This is a genomic window from Leyella lascolaii (assembly GCF_900079775.1).
Lineage (GTDB): Bacteria > Bacteroidota > Bacteroidia > Bacteroidales > Bacteroidaceae > Prevotella > Prevotella lascolaii.
On the sequence record NZ_LT556042.1, the window covers coordinates 1 to 19,831 of the forward strand.

Here is a 19,831-nt window from a genome sequence, read left to right on the forward strand (position 1 = left end):
GGAAATGCAAGCATCTCCCATGCTGCCCCACGACTTGCATGTGTTAAGCCTGTAGCTAGCGTTCATCCTGAGCCAGGATCAAACTCTACATTGTATAATATCTTTTATATTAACCGTAAGATTAATACGAATTTGTCTCTGTTCAGAATTCTCATCCATAACGATTTAAAGTTCAATAAACTTAATCAACGGATCTGTTAACCCATAATCTCAATATTATTGAAATCGCTTCTTGTACTACTTTCTCTGTCTTTATGTAAATTGTTCAAAGAACTCTTTCTTTCATTACTTAAGGTCGTTTTTACTAACCGAAAGCGGATGCAAAAGTAGTACAAATTTCAATACCTTCCAAATGTTTTCAGCAAAAAACTCACACAAAGTCACGAATTTAACATTAGTTTACACAAGAAGACGGATTAATATACTTCATACACCTTATTATATTATAATATACTACTCCAACAGTACAGGGATTAGCTGACAGCAAACATCCTTATTGCAGAATATTAATATAAACAACCTAACGGATAAATAGCTGTCCTAAATTACTCAAGTTTCTTAAGTGAAATTCTATTCACTTGCGAAACTTGAGTAACTTATTATATCATGGGTAACCAAACTCATATATAGTGAAAGCTCCATGTACACTGTGCTCGAAAAAATACGATATTGCATTATCTTTCCAAGACAAAACGTGAGCATGCTACTCAAAATTGCATCATAGAAGTAGAGAATGCCATCTGTACAAGCTAAAGATAGATTGACAATGGACATTCCTGTAAGAGCCTTGTTCAACGGGAAAGTTCTGAGCCATAGTGCCGTGTACCAGCATTACAAAAAATGGAGCAAGTTTGTAAAAAGGAAATCATTATGCCCCCGGTTGTTTTACAAGTACCGTAATGAATCAGACACGCCCAGTGTCTATTTGGACGGGAGCCACACGACCGAACTTCGTGAAGATGAGAAAATGACATTAAAAAGGTCATCGGTGACATGTTTAAACCCATATCCAGGCAGACGACCTTTTCCTCAATGCCGACGCAGTATTTGATTGCGACATCCTGCGAAATATCCTGTTGAAGAATTATATTGTTGCAAATATTTGTATCAACAAACGCAGATAAATCCCGATGTCATTTTGTGGATGACGAACTATACGCTGAAAGATATTCCATTGAACGAACCAACGTCCGGATAGGCTGTTTCAGAACGATACTGCCCACATTTGACACTACCCTTTCTATCTGTACTTCATGGAATCATTTGGCATTTGCCATCTTGTTATTAAAGAATAATTCACGAAAACAAAAAGTTCAAATCATTTCTTTATTTAAAGAGTAGTATTTTAATGTCTTTCTAAATTCCATCTGATATTTTACATACATTAACAATGTTTCATGCAGTCATTTCTCACATTTGAATATCTTATAAAAAGATGGTGAACATGCTTGACCCCTAACATGGATATAGAAGAGATAATAAAGCGAATAAAAGCAGAAGACACAGAGGCTCTAAAAATACTTATTGAAACATACTCGCCAATGGTAAGAAAAGTATGTTTCAATATCACCAAAGAGGATGAGGACACATTGAATGATCTCGTCCAAGTAGCGTTTATCCGTGCTTTTTATTCACTTCATCAACTCAGAGACGCTTCAAAATTTGGAGAGTGGATTTGTACTATAGCAAGGAATGAGGCTTTAAAATATCAAAAGTACAAGAAAAAAACAGGAACTGTCCCATTCTCTTCATTTACCGGTGAAGAATTGGAAATAGAGGGTGGCATAACACCAGAAAACATATTGGATGAAAGAGAAATTCTGGAAATAATCAATCAACTCCCCAAAGGCTATAGAAGAATTTTTCAGATGGCTGAGATTGAAGGATATTCCCATAAAGAGATTGCAGCAAAATTGGGTATAGAATCTCATAGTTCATCTTCGCAACTAACAAGAGCCAAAGAGATGCTGAGAAAGATAATCAACAAACGAATGATGACTTTCATAGCAATAATCCTTGTCTGTATGCCAATGTTTCGTCTTTTATGGAAAAAGGACAAGACAGAATACAAATCTGTTAATACATCACAGGTTGAGAACGAGAATGATGTCCAAATTAAAAATGGGAAAAGGCAGAAAGAAGAACCTCAGTCTCACAAGAAAAGTGAAATGATGCTGGCAGCAGAAAAAAAGAACGAAATCAATCAGAATATTGCCCAAACGAGAAATGATTCCATATCAGCAATTGATACGCTTAATATAAAAAAGACTTTAGAAAACAGCAATATTGTTATCATTGAAGATGACAGTATCACAATTGATACAATAAGGAATATATGGCATGAAAACAACAAGCAATATATAGCGAAAGATTCTGACCCTGCGAAGAAGAATGAGTGGCAGTTGCTTGCAGCAGGTTCTTTGGGGTCTACGTTGGTCCAGAATGCATACAAAATATTTACAGGTAATGCCGGCGGAGATATTGACGGTCCTCAACCTCCTGTTCCAGAAATATTTTCCACTTGGGAAGAATATTATCAGTATTTACAAGAAAACGTGCATGACAATATGTCAAAGGAAGAAGAAGCACTCATGGAAATCGCTAAAAACAACAATGGCAAAATCATGGAACATGAATATCATTACAAGCCTATGACAATCGGTCTGTCACTGACAAAGAGAATTGGTAACAAATGGTATTTGGAAACAGGTCTGCAATATTCTCTTCTGAGGTCTGACTATACTTTGGGAGAAGGCGAATATTATATACAAAAGAAGCAGAAACTGCATTATTTGGGAATACCACTTCGCATATCATATCAATGGTTTAATGTCAAAAAATGGTCAGCTTACCTTTCTATGGGTGGAGTATTGAACATTCCTGTATATGGGAAGATGAACGAACGATATATGACAGGACAACAAGTGCCATACAAAGATGGCTGGAATTTGACTCCTCCGTTCCAATGGAGTGTGGGTACAAGCATTGGTATGCAATATCAGTTTGCACCGAATTGGGGAGTCTACATAGAACCATCTCTGAATTGGTATATACCAAATGGTAGCTCTGTCCATACCACATGGACGGAACATCCACTTACATTTACCATTCCTTTCGGCATCAGATTCACCTGGTAGTGATGTGGTCGTGCAGTCTTTTAGACTTTTGTGGTCTCTTATCTATAGAAGCACAAAAGTTTCATAATCAATATGTACAAAACAAGCGACTATTTACACAATGGGGTGTTATATCTCAACAATATCCTTCGAACACATCACAAGCGACTTAGCACCCTAATGATATACACTACCACCAAGTGCCAGTCACGTTGCAAGCATTGCTCTATATGGCAAAAGCCAGAAGTGCATCTGTCCTTGGAGGAAATAAGAAAAATAATGAATAGTAAGTGTATCACAAAAAATACAGTTATAGGTTTGGAGGGTGGAGAGTTTCTTCTTCATCCCGAAGCTAAAGACATCATGGAGTGGTTTATGAACAACCATCCTAACTATACACTGCTGTCCAACTGTCTCGCTCCTCACAAAGTCATAGAGGCAGTCCGACTGTACCATCCTGCCCATCTGTACGTGTCGCTGGATGGTGACAAAGATACATACAAAACAATGAGAGGATGCAATGGTCACGACAAGGTTATAGAGGTGGTTGAAACCTTGAAAGACGAGATTCCTGTTTCTTTGATGTTCTGTCTCTCCCCATGGAACACTTTCAAAGACATGGATTATGTGATTGGCGTTGCTATGAAATACAATGTCGACGTGCGCATAGGTATCTATGGAACGATGGTTTTCTTTGATACCACAGCAGACCTCATTGCAGCAGACTTGAAAAATTTCATCCAAAACATTCCACAAAACATACATGAGACGGAAGAGAATTTTGACTTCGTGGCTTTATACGGTGAGTGGCAAAATGGTCACCTTCACTTGCCTTGCCAAAGCATCTTCAGCGAATTGGTGATTCACTCCAATGGTGATGTGCCATTATGCCAAAATTTGGATGTAATGCTTGGTAATATCCACGAGCATTCTTTGGATGAGATATTCAATTCGCAAGAAACTGTAAAAACGCAATGCAGATACTCCAAAGAGTGCAATGGCTGTTGGATAAACTTTCATCGTAAGTATGATATTATCCTGCTACAAAACCTCGAAAGATTTCTGCCTAAAAATATTATCGGACTCTTATATGGATCTTACCAATGGACTGACAACAGTAAAGAGACATACCGAAGATTTTCCAAAAGAATCTGTAAATAATGGAATATATCAAAAATATTATAGAGTACTACAAACAAATACGGAACTTCAGGATGTTACACCAAACATACAAGGGTAAATATGCCTTTGTGGGTATAGGAAGCCATAGTATGAACAACCTCTACCCCGTACTTGATTATCTGCATGTACCATTGAAATATATCTGCTGCAAATCGACAAACAAACTGAGTTTGATAGAGACAGCCTTTCCTCATATACATGCCACCACTTCATTGGACAAGATTTTGGAAGACGCAGAAATAAAAGGAGTATTCGTGTCAGCTTCGCCAAATACACATTTCTCTATCGCCTCAAAAGTGATAGAATACAATAAGGCTTTGTTCATAGAAAAGCCTCCATGCCAAAATACTGAAGAGCTGATGCGTTTGGTGGAATTGCAAAAACAAAAAGATGTATTGGCAGTTGTGGATCTACAAAAACGTTGTACACCAGCCGTTCAATCATTAAAAAGGGAGTTGTCAAAATGTAAGGGTACTATGACATACAACTTGAAATATCTCACCGGTGCTTACCCCGAGGGAGATTCACTGATCAACCTTTTCATACATCCATTGGATGTTGTGGTCTATCTATTTGGAAATGCAGAGGTTAGGTATGCAGAAAACATCGGCGGACACACATTGATGTTGATGCTCAAACACACGAATGTCACTGGCATCTTGGAGCTTTCTACAGGTTACACATGGACTGATGCGCAAGAATGCATGACCATAAACACAAATAGAGGCATTTATACATTAGAAAATATGGATAGTCTTATCTTTCAACAAAAGCCATATAGTTTTTGTGGAGTACCTTTGGAAAAGGTTTTTAAACATAAAAAGGTAACTGTGGAACTGTTTGGAAGAAATAATTTCATACCAATATCACAAAATAACCAAGTTTTCACACAAGGATATTATAGTGCTATAAAGCGTTTTGTGGATGCGGTTGAAGGAACAGAACATTCCGTCCCACATTCCTTGCATACGTGTGTAAGCACATATTCCCTAATTGATTCGATAAATTCATTTACAAAAAAATAGAGTTATGAAAGAAAAGTTTTATGGATTTGTCATGCTGGGATTAGCCGCATTGACTTCTTGTTCTTCAGAGCAAAGTGTGTTGGATTCAGTAAAGTTAAGCGACTTGTCAAATACAGGTTGTAAGACTTCGTATTCGGCAAAAGAAAGCCGACCTGAGTTTTATACAGAAGAAAAGGAGAAAACTCCCAAGATTACAATAACTGTAGATAATAAAGGTGTGGCAACTTTCCATGTAACAGACTTGGAATATGACTGCAACACTGATAAAATCCTCGCTCAGGTTAGCTCGCAGGATGATGAGATAAAGATAGTAATTGCTCCATTTAAGGAAGATCCCACATTAGAAGCAGATTGTTATTGTAGATATGATGTAGGTTTCAAACTTTCCAACCTCACATTCAATAAATATCATATGAAGATATATTTTGCAAATTACTATGGTAAATATGATACGGCGTCTCCTGCTTACTATGGCACGGTATTTTTTAGCCCTAACACAACTTTTGATTTTGACGTGTCATACCATCAGTGATTTCTACAATCTTTCCATCCTATTTAGACAACTCATATTTATTGGGTAAGTGAATAGAGCCAATCACAATTCGTTGGGCAGCAATGTGTCTGCCCAACATAATTGTTTCCTTGCCGTTGTCACCAGTGGCTTCAAAACATTTCTCCAATGCATCCTTTCATAAAGAATTTGCCTTTGCTCGTCTTAACGCAATGAACTGGTGCATTCTTTTGCTTCGGCCCTCAATTGGGCAATAAATCTATTATCCATAGTTACATTATTTCTTGATATAATGTTGTTGCCAAAAATAGAGTAAATCCAATTATCCCGAATCGCATTAGACTTCCATTCTTATTTCGTGATGCTTTCAGCCAGATTGTATTCAGCTTTATCGAACGCTTTCGATAAGCCAGATGAGCGGAGTCAAGCATGCTTGAGCTATGCCATGGCAAGAAAAGGCGTGCGAATGCAAGGATGTAGCGGGCTACATCTGGAAAAAGCGGAATACAAGATGACGCCAGCAGTACTGAAAAAGGATGAAGAGCTGACAACAAACCTCAAATGTACAATCGGCGTTCTAATGCGATTTGGGTTTAATCAATAATTTCAAAACGTACCAGCATGGAGTAGTTCTTCTTAATGGTGCGGAAGTTATCGAATGAGGCAGCGTCGGACGACAGGACATTGCTTTGCACGAAAGGAAATACATTGCCGCTGTCCTTTTCCACAATGCGGATCACCTCACCCAATCTTTTGCCCAATGCCTCCACTAAATAGGTTGCTTTCCGTCGGGCGGCTTTCAACGCTTCAACCTTCCCCTTTTGGTGATAGGCAAGCATATCATTGTTCTCCAATTCACCGATACGCATGGTGTGGATGCCTTTGGTCTCAATACGCTTTACGATTTCATTTATCTGATTGAAGTCGGTCAAGGTAATGTCGAATTTCTTGGAGAGCAAAAAGTCCTGCCCCTGCTGCCGCCAATAGTCACCGATTTCCTGCGTCCGGATGGCATTTTGCGGAATTCCTGCCTCGGCAAGAACTCCTCTCAATCCCTGCTCTATTTCTGATAAAGGCACTTTGGTGCGGTATTCTTCGGGCTTCGACTTACCGTCAAACTCTTCCTTGAAGTATTCACGGATTTCAATCAGATAATGGATTTTGTCGGGTACTATCTCTATTTCCGATGTGCCCGTCACCTCGATGTAACGCTCGTTGGTTTGCGCTTGTAGCGAAAGAGTTGCCAACAAGCTAATAGCAAACAGCAATACTTTTATTCTCATTGTTTCTTGTTTTTGGTGTCACTTCATTATAATTGATAACCAATCACGGTTTATTTTGTCTACTGAAACATCTTTGTGCAATGTTACCAAGCCTTTGCTTTTTACATTTTGCTTTTCCGTGAATAAAAACGGTTGTTTAGAAGCCCTGAAAGTCTGGGTTAAAGTCGCTGTTTCAACAAAATGTCCGCCAATAAACTCAAAACGCTTGTAGCTGTAAGATGCTGCCGAAATGCGTGATGAAGAGAATATGCATTGTTTCTCCTTGTTTATTTGTGGGTTTTCTATCTGCTTAAAGCTTTCATCTCTACGATATAGATTCTTTGTTTCATCCCATACAAGGCAATCATAATACTGTATCATCTGATTGCCATACTGACCAAGGTTGACAAGAATATCGTCCTTACCGTCAAAATTGACATCTTGTAAATTAACCCCAATATTGAGATTATCGGCAAACTCAATGTCAGAAGGATAGGAATAAGAAATTTCTTGAGCTATTTTTCCCTGCTTGTCAAATAGGGCGATTCGCAATCCTTTCAAGTCCGTACCGTTCCTGACAGCCGTATATTTCATCATTTTAGTTCCATTATAACTAACAAGTTGCCATTCGTCAGATGTCCAAAAAGAATGTTCTCCGTCATCATGCGCTTTTCCGCTTGTTGTCGTTTGAGCTTTCCCGTTTTCAAACGGTGTGGCAAACTTGAATTGAGGCTTAATGACCACATTGCCCAATGAATCGGCGAACCCTATCAACCCGTTATCATTCATGATGCGGAAAAGCCCTTCACGGATATGGTCGGGACCGTTATCGCATTTGAACACATAAAACAATTCTTTGCCTTGATTGTCTATGCAAACAACCCGTGCGTCCTTCTTGTTCTCACACACAAAACCGATGTGCCGTATAGTATCTGTTTGGCAGAATTTATACTTACCGTATGGTACAATGGTATCACCACGTTCATTCAAGTAGCATACATGGACACCTGCCTCAATATGTTTTTCTGTTGTATGGGCAATCAACTTTCTGTTCCTCTTAAAAGATATTGTTATAGCAAATTCAGATTCAACATATTTTCCTTTCCCGAAAAAAATTATGGCAGGAGTCCAGCGTGGCATCTTTCTAATTATCTCCAGTACTTGTTTGTCCCAGTCTTCCATGCCGCAACTTCGCAATACTTTTGGTCCGCACACTTCTCCATACGAGTCAATCCGCATGGAATAAACTCCTTTCACCTGCTGTTTGTCTCCCAATAACGTCGGGTCATACTTCAAGCGTCGGGTGATATAGTCTTGTGCGGCTCTTGGTCTCCCGTATTGAAACACCGGACCGGACTCCATATCTATGAACATATGTTTTTCTCTCTCTTCCGCGATGCTGTCCGCCTTCACCCGGTCTCTATAATGTTGAGGCAGGAAAGGAACGTATACCGTATATAAACATTCCATTCGTTTGCCGTCCTTGTCTCTGCACGGCAGGCAATGCGGTAATGCTTTGGTCAATCGTACAACTTCCTCGTCGAAGTCTTTATGTTTGGATGACAATATATTGATGCCGTGCGGTAGCCCTAATGTGTCGATAGAGAAAATGACAACGGAATAGCCGGCTTGATCATTCTCCAACAGGTGTTCGGGATATACCATTTGGGAAGTGAAATACTTTTCCAAGTCGTAATCCCACTTCGCCCATCTGGGCTGCTCAATGGAAGACAAGTCTTTGATTGGTTTTCCAGAAATATCCAAAGTGCCAAAGTTCCAACTGCTATCCGCCCGCCAAGTGCTGTCCATACGGTTTTCATTCTCACGTTGTTCTTGTAAGCTGTTATCAGTCACACATCTGACAGGACAAATCCCAACAGTCAACGTATCGGGCAAAAATTGTAAAGCCAATGTGCTGTCAGTCAAATCCCGGATAACGAGTTTTTTCCCCGATTCAGATACTTTGACAGTATCCTTACATAAAGAATAAGAATAAAAAGGATCCGTTCTTTTCCTGTCATATGACAACACACTTCTACGTCCGTAATTGCGATACTCCATTTCCATAACACATTGCTTGTTATGCGGTAATTGCACTTTCCATACCCTGTTTTCCAACAACGCAGACCTATATGTACTGTTGCTACTTGTGGCAGAAAGTCCGCCAATAACAACACACGAAAGCAATATATACAGAAACTTTATCATCACCTATCAATCTTAATAACGCTCAAAGATAATGCAAGGCGAGAGCAACAGCAAGGCGGGAAAACGGAGTTTTACCGGACTTGATACTGCCGAGCCGAGGCTTATCTTATACAAAGATAACGCAAGGCGAGTGGAAAGAGGACTTGTTCTTACTTTCCCGAGTGCAGTGTATCTTATATACAAAGATACGGGAAAAGAACGACACAATCAATTATCAGACATCTCCCATCCCGTTTAGTTTAATAAAAATTAACCCTTATTGCCTACACATTATTATTAAGTAGATGTTCTGAATTAATTGTCATCATATAGTATGCAGCTCCTGAACGGCATACAATATAATGACAAAGATATATCACCTGATGTTCAGCCCAAACCGACCAACTGACCGCCGGAACCACTTTCACAATTCAGCACAGACTATGCTTCCATAGTACGCACTGCTGCCGTCATCGCTTTTCACTTTTTTGCACTATGCAGTCCGCGACATATCTGACAATGACGTAATAACAATCTGCCTGAAAGCAGCGCATGATACGGATGAGACTTAACGTCAGCCTCTTGCCTGATACCGTTTTCCACTCATATCTTTCCGGCTCTGGCTCATACGACATGTTAGATCCTGACGACACGCCTGTATAAATAATAATAAGGGACGGACACACGCGCATAGATGTGAGTAAAAAATTTTTACATTTTTGTTTCCGGAAACAGAAATGGCACGTTAAGGAAACGGCAATCTTCCGAGTGTTTTCCGTTTTGCATTTTGCGGTATAGTCCACATTCTACTCCGCAGACACGACCGTTAAATACCCGTTAATAGCTCTTCAATGCCCGATTCTCATCTGATTCTGTTTATTCACTCACACTCCTTGCGTTGCGGAAAAGCCCGTTTCATAATACAAGACGGCATCTCCAGCATGCCCGAAGAGCCTTTTCCGCACTACATGAAAGCCTGTTTCACACACACGAACAAGCTTCTTGCGATTACATTTTATTTAAAATGGCTGATAATCAATGTATTATGCTGACACGTCAAAAACTGTGTATATTGAGACGAACCGGCTTCTGCAAGCCTCCACGCAAATCTCAGCGACTTCACGTTGTAATAATTTTCGTTTCTTCTCTACCATATCACATAATTATGAGTGTGAGTTTTAAGTCCTGACGTCAAAAATGTATCATAGATATATCAGCAGGTCTGCGGTCTGCCGTTTTACGGTTGTGTGACGGCATGGCAGCCTGCGTTCAGACACGGACAGTCATATTGGCAAATGGGTTTATACCGGAATGATGCCTCACGCGCCGCACCGGCACTGCGCGGCTCGCCTTCGGCTCTAAGCAAAGGCATACCTTCAGACACAAATGTAATAAACATGCAGGAGTATAATCCTCAAAATGACACGAGAACATTATAATTGCCAATCTCGCCTGTTTTACATTAAAACAATGATGACACCAGCCATGGAAAGACACAAAATCTTGCGTTTCACGAGCAATAAGCAAAGCAACGACAGGCATATCCTCACCTCTGTTTATACGCATCATTGCTTGTGAGACACAAGATTTTGCATCTCTACTTTGGATTACACACACATAATAGCGTGTTGTTTCATGTATTAAGCAATACCGGTAAGGGCTATGAAAGCCTGCTTTCCAATTGCCGGACGCAGCCTGCCTTATAAAAAAAAGAGTTGCATGAATACCAAGTCAGATATAAACACCTGCCTGGGTGTTCACCGGCATTGCCCTGACCTGTTGTCTGAAAGCAACAGTATGCCGGCGAATGAGGAATATGACGTCAGTCACATTCACTCATATATCTCATCCACTCCGAGGTCTGTTTCCTCTTCCGAAGACGCGCAAGGGTCATAATCGGCAGGCATATCAAACTTGACAGAGGGGTCATAGCCAAGCGTTTTATCCGCATACACCTTTTTCATGAAATACGCCCATATGGGCAATGCCATTGTCGCGCCCTGCCCCATCCTCATGGAGTCAAAATGAATGTCACGGTCTTCACCCCCTACCCAGCATCCGCTCACAAGCTGCGGTGTGAAACCTACAAACCATGCGTCCGAATTACGGTTTGTTGTACCTGTCTTTCCACCTATCTCTCCGGGAATGTTATATCTGAATCTCAGCCGTCCTGCCGTTCCTCCGTCAACGACACCTTTCAGAAGCACAAGCATCTTGTTGGCGCTCTCCTCACTGATGACCTCGTTCATATGAGGCCGGAAGTTCGCAATGACGTTTCCTTCATTATCCTCTATTCTTGTAACAAAGAGCGGAGCTGTGCGTATGCCGTGATTGACAAACGCGGTATAGCCGCTCACCATCTCAGCCACAGACACGTCGCACGGTCCGAGACAAAGTGACATTGACGGATAGACGTCAGGGTTGTTGATTCCATAATCACGCAAAAGGCTCACGAACTGCTGCGGATTGAGCTTGCTCATGAGGTAAGCTGAAATCCAGTTGTTTGACTGCGCCAGTCCCCATTTCAAAGTGACAAGCTCACCATAACGTTTGCGGCTTGTGTTTCTCGGTGTCCACGGCTTGCCTGCCACGATGTAAGTCTGCTGCACATTGGGCACTTTGTCACAAGGAGAGAATCCGTTCTCCATTGCCAGAGAATATAGGAAAGGCTTTATTGTAGAACCTATCTGGCGGCGTCCGTTCATCACCATATCATACATAAAATGCGAATAGTCGAGCCCTCCTACGTATGCCTTCACCTCTCCCGTCTTCGGATCCATGCTCATGAATCCGGCTCTAAGGAACGACTTCACATATCTGATGCTGTCGAGCGGCGTCATCACCGTATCGATGTCGCCATGGTATGTGAACACCGACATTTCCACCGGAGTACGGAATGCCTTTCTTATCTCCTCCTCCGACGCTCCGGCAGCCTTCATTTCGATGTATCGTCCGCTTTGTCTCACCGATCTGTCCATTATCTGCTCCACCTGTCTGGCAGTAAGAGCATCAGAGAAGGGAGCATTGCGCTTTCTGCGCTTTTCCTTGAAGAACTCCGGCTGAAGGAACTTTGCCACGTGTCCGTAAACGGCTTCCTCGGCATAACGCTGCATTCTTGAATCAACTGTGGTATACACTTTCAGACCGTCAGAATTCAGGTTGTATGGCTTGCCGTCTTTCTTCAGATTCTTATTACACCACCCATACAATGGGTCGTTAGCCCAGGCTATTGAGTCGAGCACAAACTGCCTCTCGTTCCATTCGGGATAATTCTCCCTTTCAGGATATTGCGCAGTCATGTACATTCTAAGGAATTCGCGGAAGTACGGAGCAGTTCCGTTCTTATGGTCCGTACGGTGGAAATCGAGAGTCAGCGGTTCGTCAGAATACCTGTTATAGTCTGCCGTCGATATGAATCCGGCTTTCCTCATCTGTGCGAGCACCACATTGCGGCGGCTGCGGCAGCGTTCAGGATATCTCACGGGGTTGAACAGTGAAGGATTCTTGCAAAGTCCCACCAGTGTAGCCGCCTCTGTCACCGTAAGATCCTTCGGTTCTTTATTAAAATAGGTGTTGGAGGCGGTCTTTATTCCCACAGCGTTGTGCAGGAAATCAAAATAGTTAAGATAAAGGGCTATTATCTCTTCCTTTGTGTAGTAACGCTCCAGTTTGACGGCAATCACCCACTCTATAGGTTTCTGCAAAAGTCTCTCGACAGTGCTTCCGGCAGTCTCCGAGTAAAGTTGTTTGGCAAGTTGCTGTGTAATGGTGGAGCCTCCTCCGGCACTCTCCTGCCCGAGCAGTCCTCTCTTTATCATCGCACGGGCAAGCGCAATGAAGTCTATTCCGGAGTGATCATAAAAACGTTCGTCCTCTGTTGCTATAAGCGCCTGTACAAGATGGGGCGACAGATTTGAGTAAGACACGCATATACGGTTTTCGCGATTGAGGTTCCACGTGCCTATCACCTTCCCGTCTGACGAATAGACCTGCGTCGCGAACCTACTGATAGGGTTCTGCAGGTCTTCAAGCGGAGGCATATAACCTATCCACCCGAACCATATGGCAGTAAAGGCAGCGGCACATGTGACAAAACTCAAGACTAATAATCCCCAAAGAAAATGTATAAAGATTTTTCTCATGAGCGGAAACCGATTTTTCGGCAAAGGTAATGCAATTAGGATAAAAAGCAAAACAAATATTATGATATTTTACTTTCTGTATGAAGCATGGCTAAGAAACGCGCTCCCGATACTTCATAACAATTTGATGGTACACTTTTTAGCATGACAAGCAAAACCTTCAAATCAAAAATCAAAGATTTGCTGCCGCTCCGCAGCTTTGTTCGTTTTTTATAAACAAAGACATGAGCGACCTAAGGTTAAACTCTTATTTTAATCCATAAACTGGCGTTAAGCCTCAATCTTACTACAGCCGTTGCCAGCAATACGGGGGTTATGTATATATCAAAAACGTGGGAAGACATATTCTGAAAATGCGCAAGACAAAACGGAGCCTATATTACAGAAGAGTTATCAAGAGTCGGCACGCAAAAACCAAAGTGTATATACGTCACAACGGATGATTGATATTATATATGTGTATATTCTATAAAAGATGTTCAGAAAATGCACAGCGGCTTATTATAAAACAATTCAAATGCATCCGAATCAGGAATCATTCATGCTCACGACACATCCTGTTCTTCATGATATGCTGCCGATACACTACATAAAACGTGGAGATGCGTTTCCTGCATCTCCACGTCTTAAGTCATGTTCATTTCTTTTTGTTTCCCAAAATAGAGTTCAGTACAAACCTGCCTATTTTTCTTTCCAGTCCCTGTCTGGTTGTAGGCAATCCTGTCTTCCTGCTTATTTTCTGTTTTGCGGCAGTAATTCCGACCGCCCTTTTCCAAGAAAAGCTTAACCCGCGTATTTTCATATGCATTGCAATATCATGTAACATACAAAAGCTACAGCAGCCCAAAACAACACATAAAGTATGTTCCGGCACAGATAGAGGATTATGCCTAAGCATCCCCAATTACCAAGTCCCATATACTATATCATAAACCTTTCTTTTTGAACGCTTCCACCAGACTCTTTATCAATGCGTCTATTTCATTCACGACACCGTTCATGAATGCCACTCTGGCGTTCGGATTTTTCAGTTTTCCAATCCCTTCCGAGTTCATTTTCTTGAAGTTCAGTTCATGTCGCGGTGACGGTTCGCCAAATCCAGCCCATGTCTTATCGGCAACACGGATAGCTGTGCCGGCTCCGCCTATCGCATCTTCCAATACTTTGTCTTTCGCGATGTCGCCTGCATAATTTACGCCAAAGCAATATTTTTCTATCGCATAGATTGTGAATGTCACATCCTTTCTCTTCTTGGTACGGTAGATGTTGAATGTCACACCATAACGTTTGTATCTGTTACTTTTATAGTAATCCTCCACGTCTTGGGCAAAGTCTTTCTTTTGGATGTCATAACCCTTAGCGATGAGCAAGTCCTGCAATGTGTCCCAGAAATAGCATTGCAGCTGTTCGCCGCTCCAGTCATCTGTCGCAACGACCTCGCGCCCGGCGGCAGCAATGGTTATGCTGCCACTCACAAGCTTTGTGTTGTCAGGGTTAGCAACCTTCACCGTTATTCCGAACATTTCCTTCATTTTGGTCTCAAAGTTACCTACCTGCATGTTTCCACGGCATGCAAGCTCTCCTCCCTTTGCGTTTTCTCCGCTTCGTATAGACGCAAGCGTCGCATCCTCAGGCGCGAATTTCGCACCTTTATACACACGCAAAGTAGCTCCGAACGCATCCTTGAACTGTTTCCTTAGACTTTTGACCGTCATACGGCCGTTAATGTTGAATTCTGCCATTGTAAAATTATCTTTTAAAGTGTTGATAAGATTGTTTATTATTCCCATATGTTTTAAATTGTTTATTTGATTCTTCTGAGAGTGGCTCTCACATTCTCAATGTCTCTTTTGAGGCTTTCTATACGTCTGTCGTGAGAAGCCGCCCGGCTTATCTTTGATTTACGATAGCTTGCCTTGCTTGATATGGAAGATGTCCTTTTTATCATATCAGCATAATAGGCGTTGTCTTTTTTCTTTGCTTCCCTCTCCTTTGCAATCGAAGCACGAAGGTCTATAAGACGCTTCTTATAATATTCTTTACTCATGACAAGCATCATTAAAGTTTATAATAATCGGAAATACGTTTCCAGACACATCTGTTCTCTTTGACAGACTGTTCCCTGTCAAGACAGAACACGCCTGTGAAGCGATAGAAACAGAAGCCCAAATCATCCTTATAGCGTAAGAATGTGACGCGGTTTTCTGCCGGTGCGTTGAGCCAATGATTAAGGTGTCCGGCACGCTTGTCCTCCGCCTTAGGATACTCATAGATATACATTCCGTCCTCAGAAAGCCTGTTACACCAAAGGCGGTGTTCCGTGTTTGGCCACCAGATTATATCCTTCTTCCTGTCAGGCACCGCCGCGCCTGATGCGCGAAGGAATCCGCGGTGTTTGGGTTTTGTGCCGAATACAGCCGCAACGTCTTCCGTCGTGCGCAGGCATTCGTTGTCTCCGACCTTCAGAAAACCTTTCTTTATGTGATACTCCACAGTGAGAGTGTCGGCTTCATTCCACGGAATGAAATCATCGCCGAGCGCGGAAATGCGTTGCCTTATCATACCGACAACCTCCGCAACCTGACGGTGGACTCCGTCGATATCACAGTCACAGTCTATCACAACAGGCTTCGAACCGGTGACATCCAGTATCTCTTCGTTACGGATTATATCTATTTCACGCAGCACGCCATTATCATCTTTGTGGTAAGGCTCATTTATTTCGATGAAAACATTCAGCTGAGGTAAGTACAAGTCTGCAAGCGCATACTTGTCCTGTGTTCTTCTGATATATTGTTGAACGACAAATTTCACACGGTCGTCGTCCAACTGATGCCATATCCGGCTTATGACATAGGATTCCGTCTTTTTCCTGCTTATCCTGGCAAACAGACGTTCCATATATTCCAACTTGAAATCCATATTACTTAGGCTTTTATAGGTGTTTGTACTATATCCTGCAAACGGAGCAAAAGAAAAAGGACACAGCCTTGACTTTCCGCTCATCTGCTTTAGTAGGTTCTGGTAAAACCTTTAGCCCAAATAAGGAAAAGCAGTCTGCGCCCATTGCAGGGTACAAACCTACCATTCGACCTATTATTCGGGGCTATTTTCAATTTACCAGATTTACTAAAGCCAAATAACTTGTCTACAAGTCGCTTGCAATATGTCTTTTAGATTCTTATGTCTGTTTCTGACCTCCTTTTTTGAAAGTTGAACGTATATTTTTGTTCTCGCTTACAAAAATAGGGAAAAAGCCCGAACATACCAAAGAAATTCAAGACTATTCGCAGACTGCCGTGAAAATCGGAGAGAGACTCTCCACATTTATATTATACACACCGCATAAAAAAGTACTTTATGTATTATACCCGGAATACGACGATTTTTGCATTTTTGACGTTAAAAAACGTTACTACATACATTTTATATGATATATTGCAAATGAACGCCCTATGAACCGGTGTATAAAAAATTACGTCAGATACATTCATTAATCACGTCCGAAGCCGTTTTGTTTGAAAAAATATGCTTAACTTAGCGGTCGAAAGCAATAAGAAAACCATATTATATATGAAGCACGATTTCGTAACAATCGCTGACCTGTCGAAGGACAAAATCATGTACATGATAAGAATGGCACAAGAATTCGAGAAGCATCCGAACAGAGAGCTTCTCAAAGGAAAGATTGTGGCAACGCTGTTCTTCGAACCGTCAACACGTACAAGGCTCAGTTTTGAGACAGCAGCCAACCGTCTCGGAGCCAAAGTGATAGGATTTTCTGATGCGAAGGCATCGAGTGTCACAAAAGGCGAAACGCTAAAGGACACGATTCTCATGGTGTCCAATTATGCCGATGTCATAGTGATGCGCCACTACATAGAAGGTGCGGCACAATACGCGAGCGAGATTTCTCCGGTACCTATTGTCAATGCAGGCGACGGAGCTCACATGCATCCCTCGCAGTGTCTGCTCGACCTCTACTCCATCTATAAGACCCAGGGCACACTCGAGAACCTGAACATATATCTCGTAGGCGACCTTAAATACGGCAGGACCGTGCACTCGCTCATAACAGCCATGCGACATTTCAACCCCACTTTCCATTTCATAGCTCCCAAAGAACTCGCCATGCCTGATGAGTACAAACTGTATTGCAGACAGCACGGCATAAAGTTTGAGGAACATACGGAATTCAACGAAAACACAATATCCGATGCTGACATACTGTACATGACAAGAGTGCAGAAGGAGCGTTTCTCCGACCTGATGGAATATGAACGTGTGAAGAACGTGTACATACTGAAAAACTCCATGCTGGGACACGCCAAGGAAAACATGAAGATACTCCACCCGCTGCCGAGAGTGAACGAAATAGCATACGATGTAGACACCAATCCGCACGCATACTACATACAGCAGGCAGGCAACGGACTTTTCGCACGTGAAGCGATATTCAGCCACGTCCTCGACATAAGCCTTGAGGATGTGATGAACGACAACACTATCATTAAATAGTCAGGACAGCTGACAGACAACGAACCACAATCCTCAGACTCATGAACAAGAAAGAAAGACTGGTGGCTGCCATAAAGAACGGCACCGTTATAGACCACATACCGGCAGAAAAGACATATCAGGTGGCAACAATCCTCGGACTGCGCAACCTCACCACGCCGGTGACAATAGGATACAACTATCCTTCGAAGAAAATAGGAAGCAAAGGCATCATAAAGGTATCGGACAAGTTCTTCACCGACGAGGAGATATCACGGCTTTCAGTGGTGGCGCCCAAAGTGGTGCTCAACATCATACGCAACTATGAGGTGGTGGAGAAAAAGACGGTGGAGACACCAGACGAGCTGCGCGGCATAGTGAAATGCAACAATCCCAAATGCATAACGAACAACGAACCGATGGAAACCGTGTTCAACGTTGTAGACAAAGAGCGCGGCACTTTGAAATGCCACTACTGCGACAAGGAACAGAGCATAAGCGAGGTAAAGCTGGTCTGATTATTTTATCACACACCGTTTGCCCGAAAAAGAAAAAAGAATTAACTTTGCACAAGGCTTATCGCAGCCTGCAAACATTCATATAAAACAAATACAGAAACCGCAATGAAAAGAGACCAGGAGATTTTTGATCTTATCGAAAAGGAACACCAACGCCAGCTTAAAGGCATAGAGCTGATCGCATCAGAAAACTTTGTAAGCAACGAGGTAATGGAAGCCATGGGCTCATATCTCACAAACAAGTATGCCGAAGGATATCCGGGAAAGAGATATTACGGCGGATGCGGCGTGGTTGATGAAGTAGAAACACTTGCCATAGAGAGAGTGAAAAAACTCTTCGGAGCCGAATATGCCAACGTGCAGCCACACTCTGGAGCGCAAGCCAACGCAGCAGTGCTGCTGGCAGTACTCAAGCCCGGCGACACATTCCTCGGTCTGAACCTCGCGCACGGAGGTCACCTCTCACACGGCTCCGCGGTCAACACCTCGGGTATTCTGTATCATGCAGTGGGCTATGACCTCGACAAGGAGACAGGACGGGTTGACTACGACAACATGGAAAAGCTCGCCATGGAGCACAAACCGAAACTCATCATCGGAGGAGGCTCGGCATACAGCCGTGAGTGGGACTACAGACGCATGCGCGAAATAGCCGACAAGGTGGGCGCGCTGCTCATGATAGACATGGCGCATCCGGCAGGACTCATAGCAGCCGGACTGCTTGACAACCCTGTGAAATACGCGCATATCGTGACATCAACCACACACAAGACCCTTCGCGGACCGCGCGGCGGCATCATACTCATGGGAAAGGACTTCGAGAATCCGTGGGGACTGACAACTCCGAAAGGTCAGGTGAAGATGATGAGCCAGCTGCTCAACTCCGCCGTATTCCCCGGAACACAGGGCGGACCGCTCGAACACGTCATCGCGGCAAAGGCGGTGGCTTTCGGAGAGGCACTGCAGCCTGAGTTCAAGGAGTGGGCGAAGCAGGTGCAGAAAAACGCGAAAGTGCTGGCAGAGGAACTCATGAAGCGCGGATTCACAATAGTCAGCGGAGGCACAGACAACCACTCCATGCTCGTCGACCTGCGCTCAAAATATCCCGAACTCACCGGTAAGGTGGCAGAGAACGCGCTCGTTGCGGCAGACATCACCGTGAACAAGAACATGGTGCCGTTCGACACACGCAGCGCATTCCAGACATCCGGCATACGCCTCGGCACTCCCGCCATCACGACACGTGGCGCTAAGGAAGACCTCATGGTGGAGATAGCAGCCCTCATCGAGGAGGTGCTCAACGACCCGGAGAACGAGGAAGTGATAGCAAGCGTACGCCACAGAGTGAACGAGAAGATGAAAGACTATCCTCTCTTCGCCTATTAAGCGTC

At 42.8% G+C, this 19,831-nt stretch carries 13 protein-coding genes and 1 pseudogene; 8 read left to right on the forward strand and 6 right to left on the reverse strand.

Features of this window, described 5'->3' with window-relative positions; translation table 11 throughout:
• The first annotated feature begins 640 nt into the window (after window positions 1-640).
• From BN4609_RS15825 to BN4609_RS09145, 5 genes and pseudogenes are all read left to right on the forward strand, one after another.
• Window positions 641-1,341 (forward strand): annotated as a pseudogene (locus BN4609_RS15825) (IS5/IS1182 family transposase).
• A gap of 119 nt (window positions 1,342-1,460) precedes the next feature.
• Window positions 1,461-3,137, forward strand: a complete 1,677-nt coding sequence (locus BN4609_RS09130; RefSeq protein WP_068856424.1) for a sigma-70 family RNA polymerase sigma factor — start codon at window positions 1,461-1,463, stop codon at window positions 3,135-3,137.
• A gap of 72 nt (window positions 3,138-3,209) precedes the next feature.
• A complete protein-coding gene (locus BN4609_RS09135; protein ID WP_068856425.1) occupies window positions 3,210-4,277 on the forward strand; it encodes a radical SAM/SPASM domain-containing protein in 1,068 nt (355 codons plus the stop codon).
• On the forward strand, window positions 4,277-5,323 hold the full coding sequence (locus BN4609_RS09140) for a Gfo/Idh/MocA family protein (protein ID WP_068856426.1): 1,047 nt from the start codon (window positions 4,277-4,279) through the stop codon (window positions 5,321-5,323). Before BN4609_RS09135 ends, BN4609_RS09140 begins: the two co-directional genes overlap by 1 nt.
• A 4-nt stretch (window positions 5,324-5,327) precedes the next feature.
• Window positions 5,328-5,855 carry a hypothetical protein gene (locus tag BN4609_RS09145; protein WP_068856427.1) on the forward strand — a complete coding sequence of 176 codons (528 nt, stop codon included), beginning with the start codon at window positions 5,328-5,330 and terminating at the stop codon, window positions 5,853-5,855.
• Window positions 5,856-6,427: 572 nt separating this feature from the next.
• Here BN4609_RS09145 and BN4609_RS09150 read toward each other — a convergent pair.
• The 6 genes from BN4609_RS09150 to BN4609_RS09175 all read right to left on the reverse strand — a co-directional run bounded on the left by BN4609_RS09150 (window position 6,428) and on the right by BN4609_RS09175 (window position 16,347).
• The gene (locus tag BN4609_RS09150; RefSeq protein WP_068856428.1) at window positions 6,428-7,117 is read right to left on the reverse strand and encodes an SIMPL domain-containing protein; all 690 of its coding nucleotides are present in this window, start codon (window positions 7,115-7,117) and stop codon (window positions 6,428-6,430) included.
• An 18-nt stretch (window positions 7,118-7,135) separates the two neighbouring features.
• Entirely contained in the window at window positions 7,136-9,163 is a 2,028-nt protein-coding gene (locus BN4609_RS09155) for an XAC2610-related protein (RefSeq protein WP_068856429.1), read from the reverse strand.
• Window positions 9,164-11,115: 1,952 nt separating this feature from the next.
• Entirely contained in the window at window positions 11,116-13,425 is a 2,310-nt protein-coding gene (locus BN4609_RS09160) for a transglycosylase domain-containing protein (protein WP_021993104.1), read from the reverse strand.
• A gap of 926 nt (window positions 13,426-14,351) precedes the next feature.
• A complete protein-coding gene (locus BN4609_RS16765; protein WP_206196549.1) occupies window positions 14,352-15,167 on the reverse strand; it encodes a hypothetical protein in 816 nt (271 codons plus the stop codon).
• Between the two features lie 62 nt (window positions 15,168-15,229).
• Window positions 15,230-15,472 (reverse strand): hypothetical protein, encoded by a 243-nt coding sequence (locus BN4609_RS09170; protein ID WP_068856512.1) that lies wholly within the window; start codon window positions 15,470-15,472, stop codon window positions 15,230-15,232.
• Between the two features lie 11 nt (window positions 15,473-15,483).
• Entirely contained in the window at window positions 15,484-16,347 is an 864-nt protein-coding gene (locus BN4609_RS09175; RefSeq protein ID WP_068856431.1) for an AbaSI family restriction endonuclease, read from the reverse strand.
• 651 nt (window positions 16,348-16,998) lie between these two features.
• On the opposite strand from BN4609_RS09175, the gene pyrB reads away from it, so the two are divergent.
• The 3 genes from pyrB to glyA all read left to right on the forward strand — a co-directional run bounded on the left by pyrB (window position 16,999) and on the right by glyA (window position 19,826).
• A complete protein-coding gene (gene pyrB, locus BN4609_RS09180) occupies window positions 16,999-17,943 on the forward strand; it encodes an aspartate carbamoyltransferase (protein ID WP_068856432.1) in 945 nt (314 codons plus the stop codon).
• Between the two features lie 41 nt (window positions 17,944-17,984).
• A complete protein-coding gene (gene pyrI, locus BN4609_RS09185; protein ID WP_021993099.1) occupies window positions 17,985-18,440 on the forward strand; it encodes an aspartate carbamoyltransferase regulatory subunit in 456 nt (151 codons plus the stop codon).
• Window positions 18,441-18,545: 105 nt separating this feature from the next.
• Window positions 18,546-19,826: a serine hydroxymethyltransferase gene (gene glyA, locus BN4609_RS09190; RefSeq protein WP_021993098.1), complete on the forward strand. Its 1,281-nt coding sequence runs from the start codon at window positions 18,546-18,548 to the stop codon at window positions 19,824-19,826.
• Window positions 19,827-19,831 lie beyond the last annotated feature (5 nt).

Coding starts and splice junctions, on each gene's coding strand:
- BN4609_RS09130 (WP_068856424.1), top strand. CDS start 1,461: ATGGATATAGAAGAGATAATAAAGCGAATAAAAGCAGAAGACACAGAG.
- BN4609_RS09170 (WP_068856512.1), bottom strand. CDS start 15,472: ATGAGTAAAGAATATTATAAGAAGCGTCTTATAGACCTTCGTGCTTCG.
- pyrB (WP_068856432.1), top strand. CDS start 16,999: ATGAAGCACGATTTCGTAACAATCGCTGACCTGTCGAAGGACAAAATC.
- BN4609_RS09160 (WP_021993104.1), bottom strand. CDS start 13,425: ATGAGAAAAATCTTTATACATTTTCTTTGGGGATTATTAGTCTTGAGT.
- BN4609_RS09150 (WP_068856428.1), bottom strand. CDS start 7,117: ATGAGAATAAAAGTATTGCTGTTTGCTATTAGCTTGTTGGCAACTCTT.
- glyA (WP_021993098.1), top strand. CDS start 18,546: ATGAAAAGAGACCAGGAGATTTTTGATCTTATCGAAAAGGAACACCAA.
- BN4609_RS09140 (WP_068856426.1), top strand. CDS start 4,277: ATGGAATATATCAAAAATATTATAGAGTACTACAAACAAATACGGAAC.
- BN4609_RS16765 (WP_206196549.1), bottom strand. CDS start 15,167: ATGGCAGAATTCAACATTAACGGCCGTATGACGGTCAAAAGTCTAAGG.
- BN4609_RS09135 (WP_068856425.1), top strand. CDS start 3,210: ATGTACAAAACAAGCGACTATTTACACAATGGGGTGTTATATCTCAAC.
- BN4609_RS09175 (WP_068856431.1), bottom strand. CDS start 16,347: ATGGATTTCAAGTTGGAATATATGGAACGTCTGTTTGCCAGGATAAGC.
- BN4609_RS09155 (WP_068856429.1), bottom strand. CDS start 9,163: ATGGAAATGGAGTATCGCAATTACGGACGTAGAAGTGTGTTGTCATAT.
- pyrI (WP_021993099.1), top strand. CDS start 17,985: ATGAACAAGAAAGAAAGACTGGTGGCTGCCATAAAGAACGGCACCGTT.
- BN4609_RS09145 (WP_068856427.1), top strand. CDS start 5,328: ATGAAAGAAAAGTTTTATGGATTTGTCATGCTGGGATTAGCCGCATTG.